The following is a 17,276-nucleotide window of genomic DNA, read 5'->3' on the forward strand; positions in this document are numbered from 1 at the left end:
CGGCGGCGGTCACTTGTAGCGGTAGACGATGCGACCGCGGGTCAGGTCGTAGGGCGAGAGCTCCACGACGACGCGGTCCTCCGGCAGGATGCGGATGTAGTGCTGGCGCATCTTGCCGCTGATGTGGGCGAGCACCCGGTGCCCGTTCTGCAGCTCGACCCGGAACATCGCGTTGGGCAGCGGCTCGACGACGCGACCCTCGACCTCGATGGCCCCGTCCTTCTTCGCCATGCCCGACACGGCCTCCCTGACTCGGTGGTGCTTGCTGATGTGGTGCTGGAGTCACGTGCGACCATGCCGGAGCCGGCAGGCCGTACGTGGTGGTTGCAGTCCAGGTGGTGCAGACGTTCCCGCGAGGGCGTCCCGGGCCGTGCGGCCACAGCACGACGACAGGACGGCGCGAACGCCGTCGTTCACTGTACCCCGCCGCGGCGGGGCCCTCCAACCCGCCCTCCGTCACACGGAGGGCGGCCCGGAGGGGGTCCCCCGGCCTACTGGCGCGGGGTGATGCCGAAGGGCGCGAGCCCCGCGACGCCGCCGTCCTCGGCCGTCAGGACCCAGGGGCCCTCGGGCGTGATGGCGACGGTGTGCTCGAAGTGGGCGGCCCGCGAACCGTCCTTGGTCACGACCGTCCAGCCGTCCTCGAGCTCGGCGGTGGCCGGGTCCCCCACGGTGACCATCGGCTCGATGGCCAGCGCCAGCCCGGGCACGAGCCGGGGCCCGCGGCCGGGGCGGCCGTAGTTCAGGACGTGCGGGTCCTGGTGCATCTCGGTGCCGATGCCGTGCCCGCCGTAGTGGTCGACGATCCCGTACGGGTGCGCCTCGGCCGTGATGGCCTCCTCGACGGCGGCGCTGATGTCGGTGAGCCGCCCGCCGGCGACCGCCCGCGCCAGGCCCGCCCACATGCTGCGCTCGGTGACCGCGATGAGCGCCGCGTCCTCCGCCGACGGCGGGCCGACGGTCACGGTGACCGCCGAGTCGCCGTGCCAGCCCTCGAGGATGGCGCCGCAGTCGATCGAGATGTTGTCGCCCTCGGCGAGCGTGCGCCCGGGGTCCGGGATCCCGTGCACCACCTCGTCGTTGATCGACGCGCAGATGCTGCCGGTGAACCCGTGGTAGCCGAGGAAGGACGGGATGGCCCCCGCCGAGCGGATGGTGTCCTCCGCGATGGCGTCGAGCTCCCCGGTGGAGACCCCGGGGCGGACGGCGGCGCGCACGGCCGAGATGGCGCGCGCGACGACGAGGCCGGCGCCGCGCATGAGCTCGATCTCGTGCGGTGTCTTGATCTGGATCATGCGTCCACTCCACTTCGCCAGCAGCGGGAGGCGGGTCAGGATCCCGGCCGACATGCGCGGCGCCGTCCCCTCAGCTGTCGCCCGGGCGTCCCGGGGTGCCGAGGGCGGTCATCACGCGCTCGGTGACCTCCTCGATGGAGCCGATCGCGTCGATGCGCGACAGCAGCCCCTCGCCCTCGTAGAACCCCGACAGCGGCGCGGTCTGTTCCCGGTAGACCTCGAGCCGGTGGCGCACGGTCTCCGGCTTGTCGTCGTCGCGCTGCACCCACTCGCCGTCGACGAGCATGCGCCGGCCGGACAGCCGGCGGACCAGCTCGTCCTCCTCGACCACGAGCTCGAGCACGCGGTCGAGGTGGTGCCCGAGCTCCTCGAGGGAGCTGCGCAGCTGCTCGGCCTGGGCGATGGTGCGCGGGAAGCCGTCGAGCAGGAAGCCTGCCTTGGCGTCGGGCTCGGCCAGGCGGTCCTTGACCATCGCGACCGTGATCTCGTCGGGGACGAGGTCACCGGCGTCCATGTAGACCTTGGCCTTGAGGCCGAGCTCGGTCTGGCCGCTGACGTTGGCGCGGAAGATGTCGCCGGTCGAGATGGCCGGCACGCCGAGCCGGCCCGCGATGATCTGCGCCTGGGTCCCCTTGCCGGCTCCGGGAGGACCGAGCAGCACGACGCGCACTACTTCAGGAACCCTTCGTAGTTGCGCTGGTTCAGCTGCGTCTCGATCTGCTTCACCGTCTCCAAGCCCACTCCCACCATGATCAGCACTGCGGTCCCGCCGAACGGGAAGTTCTGGTTGGCTCCCTGCTGCGTGATCGACAGGAAGAAGTTGGGCAGCACCGCGACGATCCCCAGGTAGATCGACCCGGGCAGGGTGATCCGGGAGAGCACGTACTGCAGGTACTCCGCCGTCGGCCGGCCCGGGCGGATGCCCGGGATGAAGCCGCCGTAGCGCTTCATGTCGTCGGCCCGCTCCTCCGGGTTGAACGTGATCGACACGTAGAAGTACGTGAAGAACACGATCAGGCCGAAGTACAGCGCGACGTGCACCGGGCTGCTCTGGTCGATGACGTAGTTCTCGAAGAACTGCCGCACCGGACCGGTCTCGTCCCCCTGCAGCTGGGTGATCAGCTGGGGCAGGTAGAGCAGCGACGACGCGAAGATGACCGGGATGACGCCGGCCTGGTTGACCTTCAGCGGCAGGTAGGTCGACGTGCCGCCGTACATCCGGCGCCCGACCATCCGCTTGGCGTACTGCACGGGTATGCGCCGTTGCGCCTGTTCGACGTAGACGACGGCACCGATGATGAGGAGCGCGAAGGCGCAGACGACGGCGAAGACGACGCCGCCGCGGGTCTGCAGGATCGAGCCGCCCTCGGCCGGGATGCGCGCGGCGATCGAGGTGAAGATCAGCACGGACATGCCGTTGCCGATCCCCTTCTCGGTCAGCAGCTCGCCCAGCCACATGATCACGGCGGTGCCGGCGGTCAGCGTGATGACCAGGACGACCGTCGACCAGATGCTCTGGGACGGGATGATCTCCTGCTGGCAGCCGGGGAACAGCTGGCCGCTGCGGGCCAGGGCGATGATGCCGGTGCTCTGCAGGATCGCCAGGGCGATCGTCAGGTAGCGGGTGTACTGGGTCAGCTTGGCCTGACCCGACTGCCCTTCCTTCTTCAGCTGCTCGAACCGCGGGATCACCACGACCAGCAGCTGCACGATGATGCTCGCGGTGATGTACGGCATGATGCCGAGCGCGAAGATCGACAGCCGGAGCAGCGCCCCGCCGGAGAACAGGTTCACCAGCGAGTAGACGTCGCGCTGGTCGGAGGCCTGGGCCTGCTCGAGACAGCTGTTGATCGCCTCGACGGAGACGCCCGGACCCGGGACGGCCGCGCCGAGCCGGTAGACGGCGATGATCGCCAGGGAGAACAGCAACTTTCGCCGGAGGTCTGGCGTCCGGAACGCCGCGGCGAACGCCTGCAGCACGTGCCCTCCCCTTCTCGGTCGGACGAGGTTAGCAACGGTGGGGGTCGTGCCGGTCACAGCCTCCCCCTCCGGGTGGCCCCGGCGCGGCCTCACGGCCGGCGCGGGAGCGACCCGGGCGGGCCCGTCCACGCCGGACGGGGCCCGAACAGCAGACGACCCCCGGGGCTCGTCGTGCGGCCCCGGGGGTCGTCCATCGCTCAGATGCGGGTGGTGCTGCCCCCGGCCGCGGCGATCTTCTCGGCCGCCGAGGCGGAGAAGGCGTGCGCGTGCACGGTGACCTGGGCGCCGCCCAGGTCACCGGTGCCGAGGACCTTCACCGGGTGGCCACGACGGACCGCGCCGGCGTCGGCGAGCGTGTCGGGGTCGACGTGCCCGCCCTGCGGGAACAGGGAGGCGATCCGGTCGAGGTTGACGACCTGGAACACGACCTTGTTCGGGTTCTTGAAGCCGGACATCTTGGGCAGCCGCATGTGCAGCGGCGTCTGGCCGCCCTCGAAGCGCGCGGAGGTGTTGCCGCGCGCCCCGGTGCCCTTGGTGCCGCGACCGGCGGTCTTGCCCTTGGAGCCCTCACCACGGCCGACGCGCGTCTTGGGGGTGTGGGCGCCCGGGGCCGGACGCAGGTGGTGGACCTTGAGAGTCATGACTGGTTCCCGCTCAGATCTCTTCGACGGTGACGAGGTGCGTCACCGTGGCGACCATCCCGCGGATCTCGGGACGGTCCTCCTGGACGACCTGGTCGTTGATCCGCTTGAGGCCCAGGGACCGCAGCGTCTGCCGCTGGTTGGGCTTCGTGCCGATCGCCGACCGGACCTGGGTGACCTTCAGCTGAGCCACGTCAGACCCCCTGACCCGCACGCGCCCGCAGCATGGCGGCCGGAGCGACGTCCTCGAGGGGCAGCCCGCGACGGGCGGCGATCTCCTCGGGGCGCACGAGCTCCTTCAGCGCCTGCATGGTGGCGTGCACGATGTTGATCGGGTTCGAGGAGCCGAGGCTCTTCGACAGCACGTCGTGGATGCCGGCGCACTCGAGCACGGCACGCACCGGGCCACCGGCGATGACACCGGTACCGGGGCTGGCCGGCTTGAGCAGCACGACGCCCGCCGCCGCCTCACCCTGCACCGGGTGCGGGATGGTGCTGGCGATGCGCGGCACCTTGTAGAAGTGCTTCTTGGCCTCCTCGACGCCCTTGGCGATCGCCGCGGGCACCTCCTTGGCCTTGCCGTAGCCGACACCCACGGTGCCGTCGCCGTCGCCGACGATCACCAGCGCGGTGAAGCTGAAGCGCCGACCGCCCTTGACGACCTTCGACACGCGGTTGATGGCGACCACGCGCTCGATGTACTGGCTCTTCTCGGCAGGCGCGCCGCCGGGCCCCCGCCCGCCGTCACGACGGTCCCGGCGGTCGTTGCCGCCGCCGGCGCCGCCGCCGCGTCGCTGTGGTCCTGGCATCAGACGTCCCTCTCGATCTGCTCGTTCGCGGTGTCGCTCATCAGAAGTCCAGCCCGCCCTCACGCGCGCCGTCGGCCAGCGCGGCGATGCGGCCCTGGTAGCGGTTGCCACCCCGGTCGAAGACGACCTTGGTGATCCCGGCGGCCTGGGCGCGCTCGGCGACCAGCGCACCGACCCGGCGGGCCAGGGCGGACTTGTCGCCCTCGGCACCGCGCAGGCTGGCGTCCAGCGTGGAGGCGCTCACCAGCGTACGGCCGACGGTGTCGTCGACGACCTGCACGTGGATGTGCCGCGAGCTGCGGTTGACCACCAGGCGCGGGCGCTCCGCCGTGCCGCCGACCCGCTTGCGGAGCCGGTTGTGGCGGCGCAGCCGCGAGACGCGGCGCCGGGTGCTGATGTCGGTGCCGACCGGGGTGTGCACCCGAGCGGCCTTCTCGGTCTGTGCCATCACTTACCCGTCTTCCCGACCTTGCGCTTGACGACCTCGCCCTGGTAGCGGACGCCCTTGCCCTTGTACGGGTCCGGCCGGCGCAGCTTGCGGATGTTGGCGGCCACCTGGCCGACCTGCTGCTTGTCGATGCCGGCCACCCGCAGGCGGGTGGGCGACTCGACCGTGAAGGTGATGCCCTCCGGGGCCCGCACGGGCACCGGGTGGCTGTAGCCGAGGGCGAACTCGAGGTCGCTCCCCCGCGCCTGCACGCGGTAACCGACACCGACGATCTCGAGGGTCTTGCTGTACCCCTCGGTGACGCCGGTGATCATGTTGGCGATCAGGGTGCGGGACAGGCCGTGCAGGGCCTTGCTCTCACGCTGGTCGTCGGGACGGGCCACCGCCAGGGTGCCGTCCTCGCTCTTCTCGACGGTGATCGGCGCGGCGACGGTGTGGGCCAGGGTGCCCTTGGGGCCCTTCACGCTGACCGTCTGGCCGTCGATGGTGACGTCCACACCACCGGGCACCGGAATCGGCAGTCGTCCGATCCGTGACATCTCGCTCGCTCCTCTTACCAGACGTAGGCGAGGACTTCCCCGCCCACGCCCTTCTTGTTCGCCTGCCGGTCGGTCAGCAGCCCGGTCGAGGTGGAGATGATCGCCACCCCGAGGCCGCCGAGCACCTTCGGCAGCGCGTTCGACTTCGCGTAGACCCGCAGGCCCGGCTTGGACACCCGGCGGACGCCGGCGATGCTGCGCTCGCGGTTCGGGCCGTACTTGAGGTCGATCACCAGCTCCTTGCGGGTGGTGCCGTCCTTCTCGACGTCGTCGACACGCCAGCCGGCGATGTAACCCTCCTGCTGGAGGATCTCGGCGATGTGCGTCTTCAGCTTCGACGACGGCATGGTCGTCGAGTCGTGGTAGGCCGTGTTCGCGTTGCGCAGCCGCGTGAGCATGTCCGCGATCGGATCGGTCATCGTCATGGGTGTCGTGCCTCTCTCGCCGCGGTTCCTCACGCGTACCTCGCGTGGGCCTCTCGGCGAACGGTGGAGCTGGGGGCCCGCCCCGCGCGGTCAGCGCGCGGGGCGGGGACTGCGGACTACCAGCTGGACTTGCTCACGCCCGGCAGCTCGCCGGCGTGCGCCATCTCCCGCAGGCAGATCCGGCACAGGCCGAACTTGCGGAAGACCGAGTGCGGGCGACCGCACCGCTGGCAGCGGGTGTAACCGCGGACCGCGAACTTGGGCTTGCGGGCCGCCTTGTTGATCAGCGCCTTCTTGGCCATCTGTCTGTCTCCTCGGCCCGGCTCAGCGGATGGTGGTGACGACGGGCTGGCCGGCGAACGGGAAGCCCAGGAGGCGGAGCAGCTCGCGACCCTCCTCGTCGTTCGTCGCGGTGGTGACCAGCGTGATGTCCATGCCGCGCGGCCGGTCGATCTTGTCGACGTCGATCTCGCGGAACATCGACTGCTCGGTCAGCCCGAAGGTGTAGTTGCCGTGGCCGTCGAACTGCTTGGCGTTCAGGCCGCGGAAGTCGCGGATGCGGGGCAGGGCCAGCGCCAGGAGCCGGTCGAGGAACTCCCACATGCGGTCGCCGCGGAGGGTGACCTTGGCGCCGATGGGCATGCCCTCGCGCAGCTTGAACTGCGCGATGGACTTGCGGGCCCGGACGACGGCGGGACGCTGGCCGGTGATGGCGGTGAGGTCGCGGACCGCGCCGTCCATCAGCTTGGCGTCGCGGGTGGCCTCACCGACGCCCATGTTGACGACGATCTTCGTCAGCCGCGGGATCTGCATGACGTTCTCGTAGCCGAACTCGTCCTGCAGGGCCGGCGCGATCGACTCGCGGTAGTGCGCCAGCAGGCGCGGGAGCTCGCGGGTGGGGGCAGTCATCGTCACAGGTCCTTACCGGTCCGCCGCGACACCCGGATGGTGCGGCCTTCCTCGTCCTTGCGGTGGCCGACCCGGGTCGGCTTGCCCTCGGAGTCGATCACCATCACGTTGCTCACGTGGATGGGAGCCTCCTGGGTGACGATCCCGCCCTGCTGCGCGCCCCGCTGGTTCGAGCTGATGCGGGTGTGCTTCTTGACGCGGCCGACGCCCTCGACGAGGACCTTCTGCAGCTGGGGGAAGGCGGCGATGACGCGACCGCGCGCGCCCTTGTCCTTGCCGGCCAGGACGACGACCGTGTCGCCCTTCTTGACCTTCATGGACGGCGCCTTCTTCTTGGTGTCGTTCTTCTTGGGAGCAGCCATGGTCAGAGCACCTCCGGGGCGAGCGAGATAATCCGCATGAAGCGCTTGTCGCGCAGCTCGCGGCCCACGGGGCCGAAGATGCGGGTGCCGCGCGGGTCGCCGCTGTCGCGGATGATCACAGCGGCGTTCTCGTCGAAGCGGATGTAGGAGCCGTCGGGGCGACGACGCTCCTTGGCGGTGCGGACGACGACGGCCTTGACGACGTCGCCCTTCTTCACGCCGGCGCCGGGGATGGCGTCCTTCACGGTGCCGACGATCACGTCGCCGATGCCCGCGTAGCGCCGCCCGGACCCGCCGAGCACCCGGATGCAGAGGATCTCCTTCGCACCGGTGTTGTCGGCGACCCGGAGCCGCGACTCCTGCTGGATCACGTCCTACTCCCAAATCTCAGTGGTGACAGCCGGGCCGGAACGGTGAACCGGCTGTCCGGCACCCACGTGCGGACGCACCGGCGACTGATGCCGCCGGTGCGTCCGACACGGGTACCGGGATGTGGCGCTCACCCGGAGGGGCGCCAGTCGTCCAGGGTACCCGGTCCCGCGACCCGCCCCGAGGGCGTGGGTCACAAGGAGCCGGTGGCACCCGGACGGGTCCTACTTGGCCTTCTCGAGGACCTCGACCAGCCGCCACCGCTTGGTGGCCGACAGCGGCCGGGTCTCCATGATCTGCACGCGGTCGCCGATGCCGGCGATCCCCTGCTCGTCGTGGGCCTTGAGCTTGCTCGTACGGCGGAGGACCTTGCCGTAGAGGCCGTGCTTCACGCGGTCCTCGACCTCGACGACGATGGTCTTGTCCATCTTGTCGCTGACCACGAGGCCCTCGCGGACCTTGCGGTAGCCACGGCCGGCCAGGCCGGGGCCGCTGGCGACAGCGGAGTTCTCGGGCTCGGTCATGCCACACCCTCGTTCGGGGCGGCCGAGAGACCCAGCTCGCGCTCGCGCATGATCGTGTAGATCCGCGCGATGTCGCGGCGGACGGTCTGCAGCCGCCGGTTGTTGTCCAGCTGGCCGGTGGCCACCTGGAACCTCAGGTTGAACAGCTCTTCCTTGTGCTCACGCAGCCGCGTGGCGAGCTCGTCGGCGGACAGCTCGCGCAGCTCCGGGGCGGTCAGGCCGGCGGCCATCACACCTCTCCTTCACGCGTGATGAAGCGGCACTTCATGGGCAGCTTGTGGATGGCGCGACGCATGGCCTCGCGGGCGACCGGCTCGGCCACACCGGAGAGCTCGAAGAGCACCCGGCCCGGCTTGACGTTCGCGACCCACCACTCGGGCGAACCCTTACCGGAACCCATGCGGGTCTCGGCGGGCTTCTTGGTGAGCGGACGGTCCGGGTAGATCGAGATCCACACCTTGCCGCCACGGCGGATGTGCCGCGTCATGGCGATACGGGCGGACTCGATCTGCCGGTTGGTCACGTACGCCGGCTCGAGGGCCTGGATGGCGTACTCACCGAAGTTGATCTCGGTGCCGCCCTTGGCCCGGCCGGAGCGGTCCGGGTGGTGCTGCTTGCGGTGCTTGACGCGCCGGGGGATCAGCACGTGTCAGCCCTCCGTGTTCTCGGTCGCCGTCGACTCGGCAGCGGCGGTCCCCTCGGGACCCGCGGCCTGGGCGACGGTCTGCTCGGGCGCGACCTCGCCGGAGGTCACGGCCACGGTGCTGTCGGCGGTGTCGGGGCCGGTCGTGGAGTCGCCCGACGCGGCGGCGCGGCCGGCCTCGGTGCCACCGGCGGTGGTGCCGCTGGAGCCCGACCGGCGCGGACGCTGCGGGCGCTCACGGCGCTGCTGCCGCGCGGCGAGGGCCTCGAGGGCCTCCCGCTCGGCACGCGAGCCGCTGACGTCGCCCTTGTAGATCCACACCTTCACGCCGATGCGGCCGAAGGTGGTGCGGGCCTCGTACAGGCCGTAGTCGATGTTCGCGCGGAGCGTGTGCAGCGGCACCCGGCCCTCGCGGTAAAACTCCGACCGGCTCATCTCGGTGCCCCCGAGACGGCCCGAGCACTGCACGCGGATGCCCTTGACCTGCGGGCTGCGCTGGGCCGACTGCATGGCCTTGCGCATGGCGCGGCGGAAGCTCACGCGGCTCGACAGCTGCTCGGCGACCGCCTGGGCCACCAGCTGGGCGTCGGCCTCGGGGTTCTTGACCTCGAGGATGTTGAGCTGCACCTGCTTGCCGGTCAGCTTCTCCAGCTCGCCACGGATGCGGTCGGCCTCCGCGCCGCGGCGGCCGATGACGATGCCCGGCCGGGCGGTGTGGATGTCGACGCGGACCCGGTCACGGGTGCGCTCGATCTCCACCTTCGAGATGCCGGCGCGCTCCATGCCCTTGGTCATGAGCTTGCGGATGGCCACGTCTTCCTTGACGTAGTCCTTGTAGAGCTTGTCGGCGTACCACCGGGACTTGTAGTCGGTGGTGATGCCCAGGCGGAACCCGTGCGGGTTGACCTTCTGACCCACTAGCGGGTCCCTCCCCTCGTGTTGGAGCGCTGCTGCGTGCCCTGCTGCTGCGTCGCCGGGCCGGACTGGCCGGTGCGGCGCCGCGCGGTGCGGGACTTGCCGGCGAGCTCGGCGCTGGAGCCGACCTCGGTCACCTCGACGGTGATGTGGCTCGTCCGCTTGTTGATGCGGTAGGCCCGGCCCTGCGCACGCGGACGGATCCGCTTGAGCGTGGGGCCCTCGTCGACGAACGCGGCGCTGACGACGAGCGCGGCGGGGTCGAGCCGCAGGTTGTGCTCGGCGTTGGCGACGGCGCTGGCGACGACCTTGGCCACCGGCTCACTGGCGGCCTGCGGGGCGAACCGCAGCAGGGCCAGGGCCTCGTCGGTGGGCAGGTAGCGGATGAGGTCCACCACCCGGCGTGCCTTCATAGGGGCGACGCGGACGAACCGGGCGGTGGCCCGGGCGACCTGCGTCTCCTCTCCCAGCTGGGAAGTCATCTCGTGTCTCTCTCTCCCGGGTCCGCGTCAGCCCCGCCGGGACCGGCGGTCGTCCTTGACGTGGCCCCGGAAGGTCCGGGTGGGGGCGAACTCGCCGAGCTTGTGCCCGACCATGGCCTCGGTCACGAAGACCGGCACGTGCTTGCGCCCGTCGTGCACGGCGATGGTGTGGCCGAGCATGTCCGGGATGATCGTCGAGCGCCGCGACCAGGTCCGGATGACCGTCTTGGTGCCCTTCTCGTTCTGGGCGTCCACCTTCTTGAGCAGGTGGTCGTCCACGAACGGGCCCTTCTTCAGGCTGCGTGGCATGTCTGTCGTACTCCTCTACCCGCTCAGCGCTTCTTGTTGGTACGCCGGCGGCGCACGATGAGGGCGTCGCTGGCCTTGCGCTTGCGCGTGCGGCCCTCGGGCTTGCCCTTCGGGTTGACGGGGTGACGACCACCGGAGGTCTTGCCCTCACCACCACCGTGCGGGTGGTCGACCGGGTTCATCGCCACACCACGGACGGTCGGGCGCTTGCCCTTCCACCGCATGCGGCCGGCCTTGCCCCAGTTGATGTTCGACTGCTCGGCGTTGCCGACCTCGCCGACGGTGGCGCGGCAGCGCACGTCGACGTTGCGGATCTCGCCCGAGGGCATCCGCAGCTGGGCGAAGCGGCCCTCACGGGCGACGAGCTGGACGCTCGTGCCGGCCGAGCGGGCGATCTTCGCGCCGCCACCGGGGCGCAGCTCGATGGCGTGGACCACCGTGCCGACCGGGATGTTGCGCAGCGGCAGGTTGTTGCCGGGCTTGATGTCGGCGGCGGGGCCGCACTCCACCGTGTCGCCCTGCTTCAGGCGGGCCGGCGCGATGATGTAGCGCTTCTCGCCGTCGGCGAAGTGCAGCAGCGCGATGCGCGACGTGCGGTTCGGGTCGTACTCGATGTGCGCGACCTTCGCCGGCACGCCGTCCTTGTCCGCCCGACGGAAGTCGATGACGCGGTAGGCGCGCTTGTGCCCGCCGCCCTGGTGGCGAGCGGTGACCTTCCCGTGCACGTTGCGCCCACCGCGGCCGTGCAGCGGCCGGACCAGCGACTTCTCGGGATGGTCGCGGGTGACCTCGGCGAAGTCGGCGACGCTGGAGCCGCGGCGGCCCGGCGTCGTCGGCTTGTACTTGCGGATAGCCATTGCTGACTCAGTTCCTCTGTCTCTGGTCCGAACGGTCCGGGCCCTCAGGCGCCGGGACCACCGAAGATCTCGATGCGGTCGCCGGGGGCCACCGAGACGATGGCGCGCTTGGTGTCCTTGCGCTTGCCCATCCGGGTGCCCCGGCTGCGCTTGCGCTTGCCCTGGCGGTTGATCGTGTTCACCGACAGGACCTTGACGTTGAAGACCTGCTCGACGGCGATCTTGATCTGGGTCTTGTTCGCCTCGGGCAGGACCACGAACGTGTACTGGTTGTCGTCCAGCAGCCCGTAGCTCTTCTCCGAGATGACCGGCGACAGCAGGACGTCCCGGGGGTCGCGGACGCTCACGCCTTCTCCTCGGTGGTGTCGGTGGCCTCGTCAGCGAGGTCCAGGTCGGTGGTGCCCTCGGCCGGCTGGATCGACGGGATCGCGCCGGGGATGTCCGGCGTCGTCAGGTCCGGCTTGGTCAGCGAGGTGCCGCCGGTGCTGCCGCCGTGCGGGCCGGCCACGAACTCGGCGAGCGCGGTCTCGGTGAAGACCACCTCGTCGCTCACGAGCACGTCGTAGGTGTTGAGCTGACCGGCCTCGATGAGGTGCACCCGCGGCTCGTTGCGCAGGCTCACCCAGTTGAGGACGTCGTCGCGGTCGAGGACCACGAGCACCCGCTTGGCCGAGGTGATGGCCTCGAGCGTGGCCAGCGCCGCCTTGGTCTTCGGCGCGTCGCCGTCGACGAAGGTGGTGACGACGTGCACGCGGCCGTCACGCGCCCGGTCGGAGAGGGCGCCGCGGAGCGCGGCGGCCTTCATCTTCTTGGGCGTGCGCTGCGAGTAGTCGCGGGGCTGCGGGCCGTGGACGGTGCCACCGCCGGAGAACTGCGGGGCGCGGATCGAGCCCTGACGGGCGCGGCCGGTGCCCTTCTGGCGGTAGGGCTTCACGCCACCGCCGCTGACGGCACCACGCGTCTTGGTCGCGTGCGTCCCCTGGCGGGCCGCCGCGAGCTGCGCCACGACGACCTGGTGCATCAGCGAGACGTTGGCATTGGCGTCGAACAGGTCGCCGGGCAGCGTCACGCTGCCGGCGGTGTCACCCGCCGGCGTACGGACGTCGACCTGGCGGTCGGCGCGTGCGGCCGCGGTCGCGGTCGACTGGGTCACTTGGTGTCACTCCCCACGGGGCCGCCCTTGACGGCCGAACGGACGAGCACGAGGCCGCCCTTCGGACCCGGGATCGCACCCTTGATCAGCAGCAGCCCGCGCTCGACGTCCACCGCGTGGACCGTGAGCGACAGGGTCGTCGTCTTGACCGCGCCCATGCGGCCGGCCATCTTGAGGCCCTTGAACACCCGGCCGGGGGTGGAGGCGCCACCGATCGAGCCGGGCGAGCGGTGCTTGCGCTGGGTGCCGTGCGCCGCCCCGAGGCCCTTGAAGCCGTGGCGCTTCATGACGCCGGCGGTGCCCTTGCCCTTGCTGGTGCCGATGACGTCCACCTTGGCCACGCCGTCGAAGACGTCAGCGGTCAGCTCCTGGCCGACCGTGTACTGACCGGCGTCCTCGGTGCGGAGCTCCACCACGTGGCGGCGGGGCGTGACGCCCGCCTTCGCGAAGTGACCGCCCTCGGGCTTGTTCACCTTGCGGGGGTCGATCTCGCCGTAGCCGAGCTGGAGGGCGGTGTAGCCGTCCACCTCGGGGGTGCGCACCTGCGTCACCACGTTCGGGCCCGCCTTGACGACGGTCACCGGCACGATGCGGTTGTTCTCGTCGAAGACCTGGGTCATCCCCAGCTTCGTGCCGAGGAGCCCGCGGAACGTACTCGCCATGACTGGTCTCGGTCCCTTACTGGATGTTCACGTCGACCGAGGCCGGCAGGTCGATGCGCATGAGCGCGTCGACCGTCTTCGGCGTCGGGTCGAGGATGTCGATGAGCCGCTTGTGCGTGCGCATCTCGAAGTGCTCGCGCGAGTCCTTGTACTTGTGCGGCGAGCGGATGACGCAGTACACGTTCTTCTCCGTCGGCAGCGGCACCGGGCCGACGACGCGCGCACCGGTCTTGGTCACCGTGTCGACGATGCGCCGCGCCGAGGCGTCGATGGCCTCGTGGTCGTAGGCCTTCAGCCTGATGCGGATCTTCTGTCCCGCCATCGCTGTCTCTCGCTCCTGCCGATCGCTGTTCTGCTAGCTGGGGAACGCCGGGTGCGTCCGGACGTCATCCGGCGCTGCCCCAGCGGGGAGGGTGGCGGTGCACACATGCAGCACGCCCACCCGGGGACGGGCGGCGGCGCAGGGGTGCGCCGCCGCCCGTCGGAGGTGTTACTTGATGATCTTGGTGACGCGACCGGCGCCGACGGTACGGCCACCCTCACGGATGGCGAACCGCAGGCCCTCCTCCATGGCGATCGGCTGGATCAGCTCGACCGTCATCTCGGTGTTGTCGCCCGGCATGACCATCTCGGTGCCGGCCGGCAGGGTCACGACGCCGGTGACGTCGGTCGTCCGGAAGTAGAACTGCGGACGGTAGTTGTTGAAGAACGGCGTGTGACGGCCACCCTCGTCCTTCGAGAGGATGTAGACCGAACCCTCGAAGTTGGTGTGCGGGGTGATCGAGCCGGGCTTCACGACGACCTGGCCGCGCTCCACGTCCTCGCGCTTGATGCCGCGCAGCAGCAGGCCCACGTTGTCGCCGGCCTGGCCCTGGTCGAGCAGCTTGCGGAACATCTCGACGCCGGTGACGGTCGTCTGGGTCGAGGTGGGGCGGATGCCGACGATCTCGACGGTCTCCGACACCTTGACGATGCCGCGCTCCACGCGACCGGTCACGACGGTGCCGCGGCCGGTGATGGTGAAGACGTCCTCGACGGGCATGAGGAACGGCTTGTCGATCTCACGCTGCGGCTCGGGGATCGCCGTGTCGACGGCGTTCATGAGCTCCATGAGCTTGTCGCCCCACTCGGCGTCGCCCTCGAGGGCCTTCAGCGCGGAGACGCGGACCACGGGGACGTCGTCGCCCGGGAACTCGTACTCGGACAGCAGCTCACGGACCTCCAGCTCGACGAGCTCGAGGATCTCCTCGTCGTCGACCATGTCGGCCTTGTTCAGCGCCACGACGATGTAGGGGACGCCGACCTGGCGGGCCAGGAGGACGTGCTCCTTGGTCTGCGGCATCGGGCCGTCGGTCGCGGCGACCACCAGGATGGCGCCGTCCATCTGCGCCGCACCGGTGATCATGTTCTTGATGTAGTCGGCGTGCCCGGGGCAGTCGACGTGCGCGTAGTGACGGTTCTCCGTCTGGTACTCGACGTGGGCGATCGAGATCGTGATGCCGCGGGCCTTCTCCTCGGGCGCCTTGTCGATCTGGTCGAAGGCCGACGCCTCGTTGAGGTCCGGGTACTTGTCGTGCAGCACCTTGGTGATCGCCGCGGTCAGCGTGGTCTTGCCGTGGTCGATGTGCCCGATGGTGCCGATGTTGACGTGCGGCTTGGTCCGCTCGAACTTGGCCTTGGCCACTGGGTTCCTCTCCTCGTGGTCTCGCGTCGTGCGCGAACTCTGGGGGTGGGCTTGCTGGGGGTGCCGGCCGGGGTCCTACCCCGGCCGGCGGGTCACTCGCCGGTGGCCTTGGCGATGATCTCCTTGGCCACGTTCTGCGGGACCTCGGCGTACGAGTCGAACACCATGGTGTAGCTCGCCCGCCCCTGGGTGCGGCTGCGCAGGTCGCCCACGTAGCCGAACATCTCCGAGAGCGGGACCAGTGCCCGGACGACGCGGGCGCCGGAGCGCTCCTCCATCGCCTGGATCATCCCGCGCCGGGAGTTCAGGTCGCCGATGACGTCACCCATGTAGTCCTCGGGCGTGACGACCTCGACGGCCATCATCGGCTCGAGCAGGGCCGGGCTGGCCTTGCGCGCGGCCTCCTTGAAGACCATCGAGCCGGCGATCTTGAAGGCCATCTCCGAGGAGTCGACCTCGTGGTACTGGCCGTCGACGAGGGTCGCCTTGACCCCGACCATCGGGTAGCCGGCGAGGATGCCGTACTGCATGGCGTCCTGCATGCCCTGGTCGACCGAGGGGATGTACTCCTTCGGGATGCGACCACCGGTGACGGCGTTGACGAACTCGTAGGTCGGGCCGTCGCCGGAGACCTCGAGCGGCTCGATGCTGACCTGCACCTTGGCGAACTGGCCGGACCCACCCGTCTGCTTCTTGTGGGTGTAGTCGACCTTCTCGATCGCCTTGCGGATGGTCTCGCGGTAGGCGACCTGCGGCTTGCCGACGTTCGCCTCGACGCGGAACTCGCGGCGCATGCGGTCGACGAGGATCTCCAGGTGGAGCTCGCCCATGCCGGAGATGACGGTCTGGCCGGTCTCGTCGTCGAGGCGGACCTGGAAGGTCGGGTCCTCCTCGGCGAGCTTCTGGATGGCCGTGCCGAGCTTCTCCTGGTCGCCCTTGGTCTTGGGCTCGATCGCGACCGAGATGACCGGCGCGGGGAAGGTCATCGACTCGAGGATCACCGGGTTCTGCGGGTCGCAGAGGGTGTCACCCGTGGTCGTCTGCTTCAGGCCGACGACGGCGACGATCTGACCGGCACCCACGCCCTCGCGCTCCTCGCGCTTGTTCGCGTGCATCTGGTAGATCTTGCCGATCCGCTCCTTGCGGTCCTTGGTGCTGTTGAGCACCGGGGACCCGGAGTTGAGCCGGCCGGAGTAGACCCGGACGTAGGTCAGCTTGCCGAGGTGCTGGTCGGTCTGGATCTTGAAGGCCAGCGCGGAGAACGGCTCGTCCTCGTCGGCGTGCCGCAGGACCTCGGTCTCGCCGTCGAGGGCGGTGCCGACGATGGCCTCGATGTCCAGCGGGCTGGGCAGGTAGTCCACGACCGCGTCGAGCAGGGGCTGCACGCCCTTGTTCTTGAACGCGGTGCCGGTGAGGACGGGGTTGATCTGCGCGTTGATGGTCGCCTTGCGGATGGCGGCCTTCAGCGTCTCGACGGAGATCTCCTCGCCACCGAGGTAGGACTCCATGATCGCGTCGTCGGTCTCGGCGATGGTCTCGAGCAGCTTGTCGCGGTACTCGGCGGCCTGGTCGGCGAGCTCGGCGGGGATCTCCTCGACGGCGTAGTCCTCGCCCATCTTGGTCTCACCGCGCCAGGTGAGCGCGCGCATCTGCACCAGGTCGACGACGCCGATGAAGTCGGCCTCGGCACCGATCGGCAGCTGCAGCACGGCCGGGTTGGCACCCAGCCGCTCGACCATCATGTCGACGCAGCGGAAGAAGTTCGCCCCGGTGCGGTCGAGCTTGTTGACGAAGCACATGCGCGGGACGCCGTACTTCTCCGCCTGCCGCCAGACCTGCTCGGTCTGCGGCTCCACGCCGGCGACACCGTCGTAGACGGCCACGGCACCGTCGAGCACGCGCAGGGACCGCTCCACCTCGACGGTGAAGTCGACGTGCCCCGGGGTGTCGATGATGTTGATGTCGTGGTCGTTCCAGGTGCACTTGGTCGCGGCGGACGTGATGGTGATGCCGCGCTCCTGCTCCTGCTCCATCCAGTCCATCGTGGCCGCGCCGTCGTGGACCTCACCGATCTTGTAGTTGATACCGGTGTAGAAGAGGATGCGCTCGGTCGTCGTGGTCTTGCCGGCGTCGATGTGCGCCATGATCCCGATGTTGCGGGTCTTGCGGAGCTGGGCCTCGTTGCTGGCCATCTCTCTCTCCTCTTTGTCTCTGGTCCGCGTGCGGGTTGCCCGGGGGTGGCCCGGCGTTCCCGCCGGCGGGTGCTGGTG

General features: G+C 70.0%; 27 protein-coding genes. All 27 read right to left on the reverse strand.

Going from position 1 to position 17,276, the window contains the following annotated elements; all coding sequences use genetic code 11:
- Window positions 1-9 precede the first annotated feature (9 nt).
- Complete coding sequence (gene infA, locus ACI79X_RS09005) at window positions 10-231, reverse strand: translation initiation factor IF-1 (protein WP_012950459.1); 222 nt, start codon at window positions 229-231, stop codon at window positions 10-12.
- A gap of 260 nt (window positions 232-491) precedes the next feature.
- Window positions 492-1,295 (reverse strand): type I methionyl aminopeptidase, encoded by an 804-nt coding sequence (gene map / locus ACI79X_RS09010; RefSeq protein WP_457025073.1) that lies wholly within the window; start codon window positions 1,293-1,295, stop codon window positions 492-494.
- A 70-nt stretch (window positions 1,296-1,365) separates the two neighbouring features.
- Window positions 1,366-1,965: an adenylate kinase gene (locus tag ACI79X_RS09015; protein WP_457025074.1), complete on the reverse strand. Its 600-nt coding sequence runs from the start codon at window positions 1,963-1,965 to the stop codon at window positions 1,366-1,368.
- Window positions 1,965-3,275 carry a preprotein translocase subunit SecY gene (gene secY, locus ACI79X_RS09020; protein WP_457025075.1) on the reverse strand — a complete coding sequence of 437 codons (1,311 nt, stop codon included), beginning with the start codon at window positions 3,273-3,275 and terminating at the stop codon, window positions 1,965-1,967. The genes ACI79X_RS09015 and secY overlap by 1 nt, the downstream gene beginning before the upstream one ends.
- A gap of 197 nt (window positions 3,276-3,472) precedes the next feature.
- On the reverse strand, window positions 3,473-3,916 hold the full coding sequence (rplO, locus tag ACI79X_RS09025; RefSeq protein ID WP_457025076.1) for a 50S ribosomal protein L15: 444 nt from the start codon (window positions 3,914-3,916) through the stop codon (window positions 3,473-3,475).
- 13 nt (window positions 3,917-3,929) lie between these two features.
- A complete protein-coding gene (gene rpmD / locus ACI79X_RS09030; RefSeq protein ID WP_457025077.1) occupies window positions 3,930-4,109 on the reverse strand; it encodes a 50S ribosomal protein L30 in 180 nt (59 codons plus the stop codon).
- Window position 4,110: 1 nt separating this feature from the next.
- Window positions 4,111-4,725 (reverse strand): 30S ribosomal protein S5, encoded by a 615-nt coding sequence (gene rpsE, locus ACI79X_RS09035; RefSeq protein WP_457025078.1) that lies wholly within the window; start codon window positions 4,723-4,725, stop codon window positions 4,111-4,113.
- A 40-nt stretch (window positions 4,726-4,765) separates the two neighbouring features.
- Complete coding sequence (gene rplR / locus ACI79X_RS09040) at window positions 4,766-5,173, reverse strand: 50S ribosomal protein L18 (RefSeq protein WP_457025079.1); 408 nt, start codon at window positions 5,171-5,173, stop codon at window positions 4,766-4,768.
- Entirely contained in the window at window positions 5,173-5,712 is a 540-nt protein-coding gene (rplF, locus tag ACI79X_RS09045) for a 50S ribosomal protein L6 (protein ID WP_457025080.1), read from the reverse strand. The genes rplR and rplF overlap by 1 nt, the downstream gene beginning before the upstream one ends.
- Before the next feature lie 14 nt (window positions 5,713-5,726).
- Window positions 5,727-6,131 (reverse strand): 30S ribosomal protein S8, encoded by a 405-nt coding sequence (gene rpsH, locus ACI79X_RS09050; protein WP_457025081.1) that lies wholly within the window; start codon window positions 6,129-6,131, stop codon window positions 5,727-5,729.
- Between the two features lie 122 nt (window positions 6,132-6,253).
- Window positions 6,254-6,439 (reverse strand): type Z 30S ribosomal protein S14, encoded by a 186-nt coding sequence (locus ACI79X_RS09055; RefSeq protein ID WP_012950469.1) that lies wholly within the window; start codon window positions 6,437-6,439, stop codon window positions 6,254-6,256.
- 22 nt (window positions 6,440-6,461) lie between these two features.
- A complete protein-coding gene (rplE, locus tag ACI79X_RS09060) occupies window positions 6,462-7,046 on the reverse strand; it encodes a 50S ribosomal protein L5 (RefSeq protein WP_457025082.1) in 585 nt (194 codons plus the stop codon).
- Window positions 7,047-7,048: 2 nt separating this feature from the next.
- Entirely contained in the window at window positions 7,049-7,408 is a 360-nt protein-coding gene (gene rplX, locus ACI79X_RS09065; RefSeq protein WP_457025083.1) for a 50S ribosomal protein L24, read from the reverse strand.
- 2 nt (window positions 7,409-7,410) lie between these two features.
- On the reverse strand, window positions 7,411-7,779 hold the full coding sequence (rplN, locus tag ACI79X_RS09070; protein WP_073421359.1) for a 50S ribosomal protein L14: 369 nt from the start codon (window positions 7,777-7,779) through the stop codon (window positions 7,411-7,413).
- A gap of 222 nt (window positions 7,780-8,001) precedes the next feature.
- Window positions 8,002-8,301, reverse strand: coding sequence for a 30S ribosomal protein S17 (gene rpsQ / locus ACI79X_RS09075; RefSeq protein ID WP_457025084.1), 300 nt, complete (start codon window positions 8,299-8,301; stop codon window positions 8,002-8,004).
- On the reverse strand, window positions 8,298-8,531 hold the full coding sequence (rpmC, locus tag ACI79X_RS09080; protein ID WP_073421354.1) for a 50S ribosomal protein L29: 234 nt from the start codon (window positions 8,529-8,531) through the stop codon (window positions 8,298-8,300). The genes rpsQ and rpmC overlap by 4 nt, the downstream gene beginning before the upstream one ends.
- On the reverse strand, window positions 8,531-8,947 hold the full coding sequence (gene rplP, locus ACI79X_RS09085; RefSeq protein WP_073421352.1) for a 50S ribosomal protein L16: 417 nt from the start codon (window positions 8,945-8,947) through the stop codon (window positions 8,531-8,533). The genes rpmC and rplP overlap by 1 nt, the downstream gene beginning before the upstream one ends.
- Before the next feature lie 3 nt (window positions 8,948-8,950).
- A complete protein-coding gene (gene rpsC, locus ACI79X_RS09090) occupies window positions 8,951-9,862 on the reverse strand; it encodes a 30S ribosomal protein S3 (RefSeq protein ID WP_457025085.1) in 912 nt (303 codons plus the stop codon).
- Window positions 9,862-10,341, reverse strand: a complete 480-nt coding sequence (gene rplV / locus ACI79X_RS09095) for a 50S ribosomal protein L22 (protein ID WP_457025086.1) — start codon at window positions 10,339-10,341, stop codon at window positions 9,862-9,864. Before rplV ends, rpsC begins: the two co-directional genes overlap by 1 nt.
- Window positions 10,342-10,368: 27 nt before the next feature.
- Window positions 10,369-10,650 carry a 30S ribosomal protein S19 gene (rpsS, locus tag ACI79X_RS09100; protein WP_089402109.1) on the reverse strand — a complete coding sequence of 94 codons (282 nt, stop codon included), beginning with the start codon at window positions 10,648-10,650 and terminating at the stop codon, window positions 10,369-10,371.
- 23 nt (window positions 10,651-10,673) lie between these two features.
- Window positions 10,674-11,507 carry a 50S ribosomal protein L2 gene (rplB, locus tag ACI79X_RS09105; protein ID WP_073421345.1) on the reverse strand — a complete coding sequence of 278 codons (834 nt, stop codon included), beginning with the start codon at window positions 11,505-11,507 and terminating at the stop codon, window positions 10,674-10,676.
- A 44-nt stretch (window positions 11,508-11,551) separates the two neighbouring features.
- A complete protein-coding gene (gene rplW, locus ACI79X_RS09110) occupies window positions 11,552-11,854 on the reverse strand; it encodes a 50S ribosomal protein L23 (protein WP_456890277.1) in 303 nt (100 codons plus the stop codon).
- A complete protein-coding gene (gene rplD, locus ACI79X_RS09115) occupies window positions 11,851-12,660 on the reverse strand; it encodes a 50S ribosomal protein L4 (RefSeq protein WP_457025087.1) in 810 nt (269 codons plus the stop codon). The genes rplW and rplD overlap by 4 nt, the downstream gene beginning before the upstream one ends.
- Window positions 12,657-13,322, reverse strand: coding sequence for a 50S ribosomal protein L3 (gene rplC / locus ACI79X_RS09120; protein ID WP_457025088.1), 666 nt, complete (start codon window positions 13,320-13,322; stop codon window positions 12,657-12,659). The genes rplD and rplC overlap by 4 nt, the downstream gene beginning before the upstream one ends.
- A 16-nt stretch (window positions 13,323-13,338) precedes the next feature.
- Window positions 13,339-13,644, reverse strand: a complete 306-nt coding sequence (gene rpsJ, locus ACI79X_RS09125; RefSeq protein WP_014742859.1) for a 30S ribosomal protein S10 — start codon at window positions 13,642-13,644, stop codon at window positions 13,339-13,341.
- 168 nt (window positions 13,645-13,812) lie between these two features.
- Window positions 13,813-15,006, reverse strand: a complete 1,194-nt coding sequence (gene tuf / locus ACI79X_RS09130) for an elongation factor Tu (protein WP_457025089.1) — start codon at window positions 15,004-15,006, stop codon at window positions 13,813-13,815.
- Window positions 15,007-15,098: 92 nt separating this feature from the next.
- Window positions 15,099-17,198 (reverse strand): elongation factor G, encoded by a 2,100-nt coding sequence (fusA, locus tag ACI79X_RS09135; RefSeq protein WP_457025090.1) that lies wholly within the window; start codon window positions 17,196-17,198, stop codon window positions 15,099-15,101.
- Window positions 17,199-17,276: the final 78 nt, after the last annotated feature.

The organism is Geodermatophilus sp. SYSU D01119, from assembly GCF_054049975.1.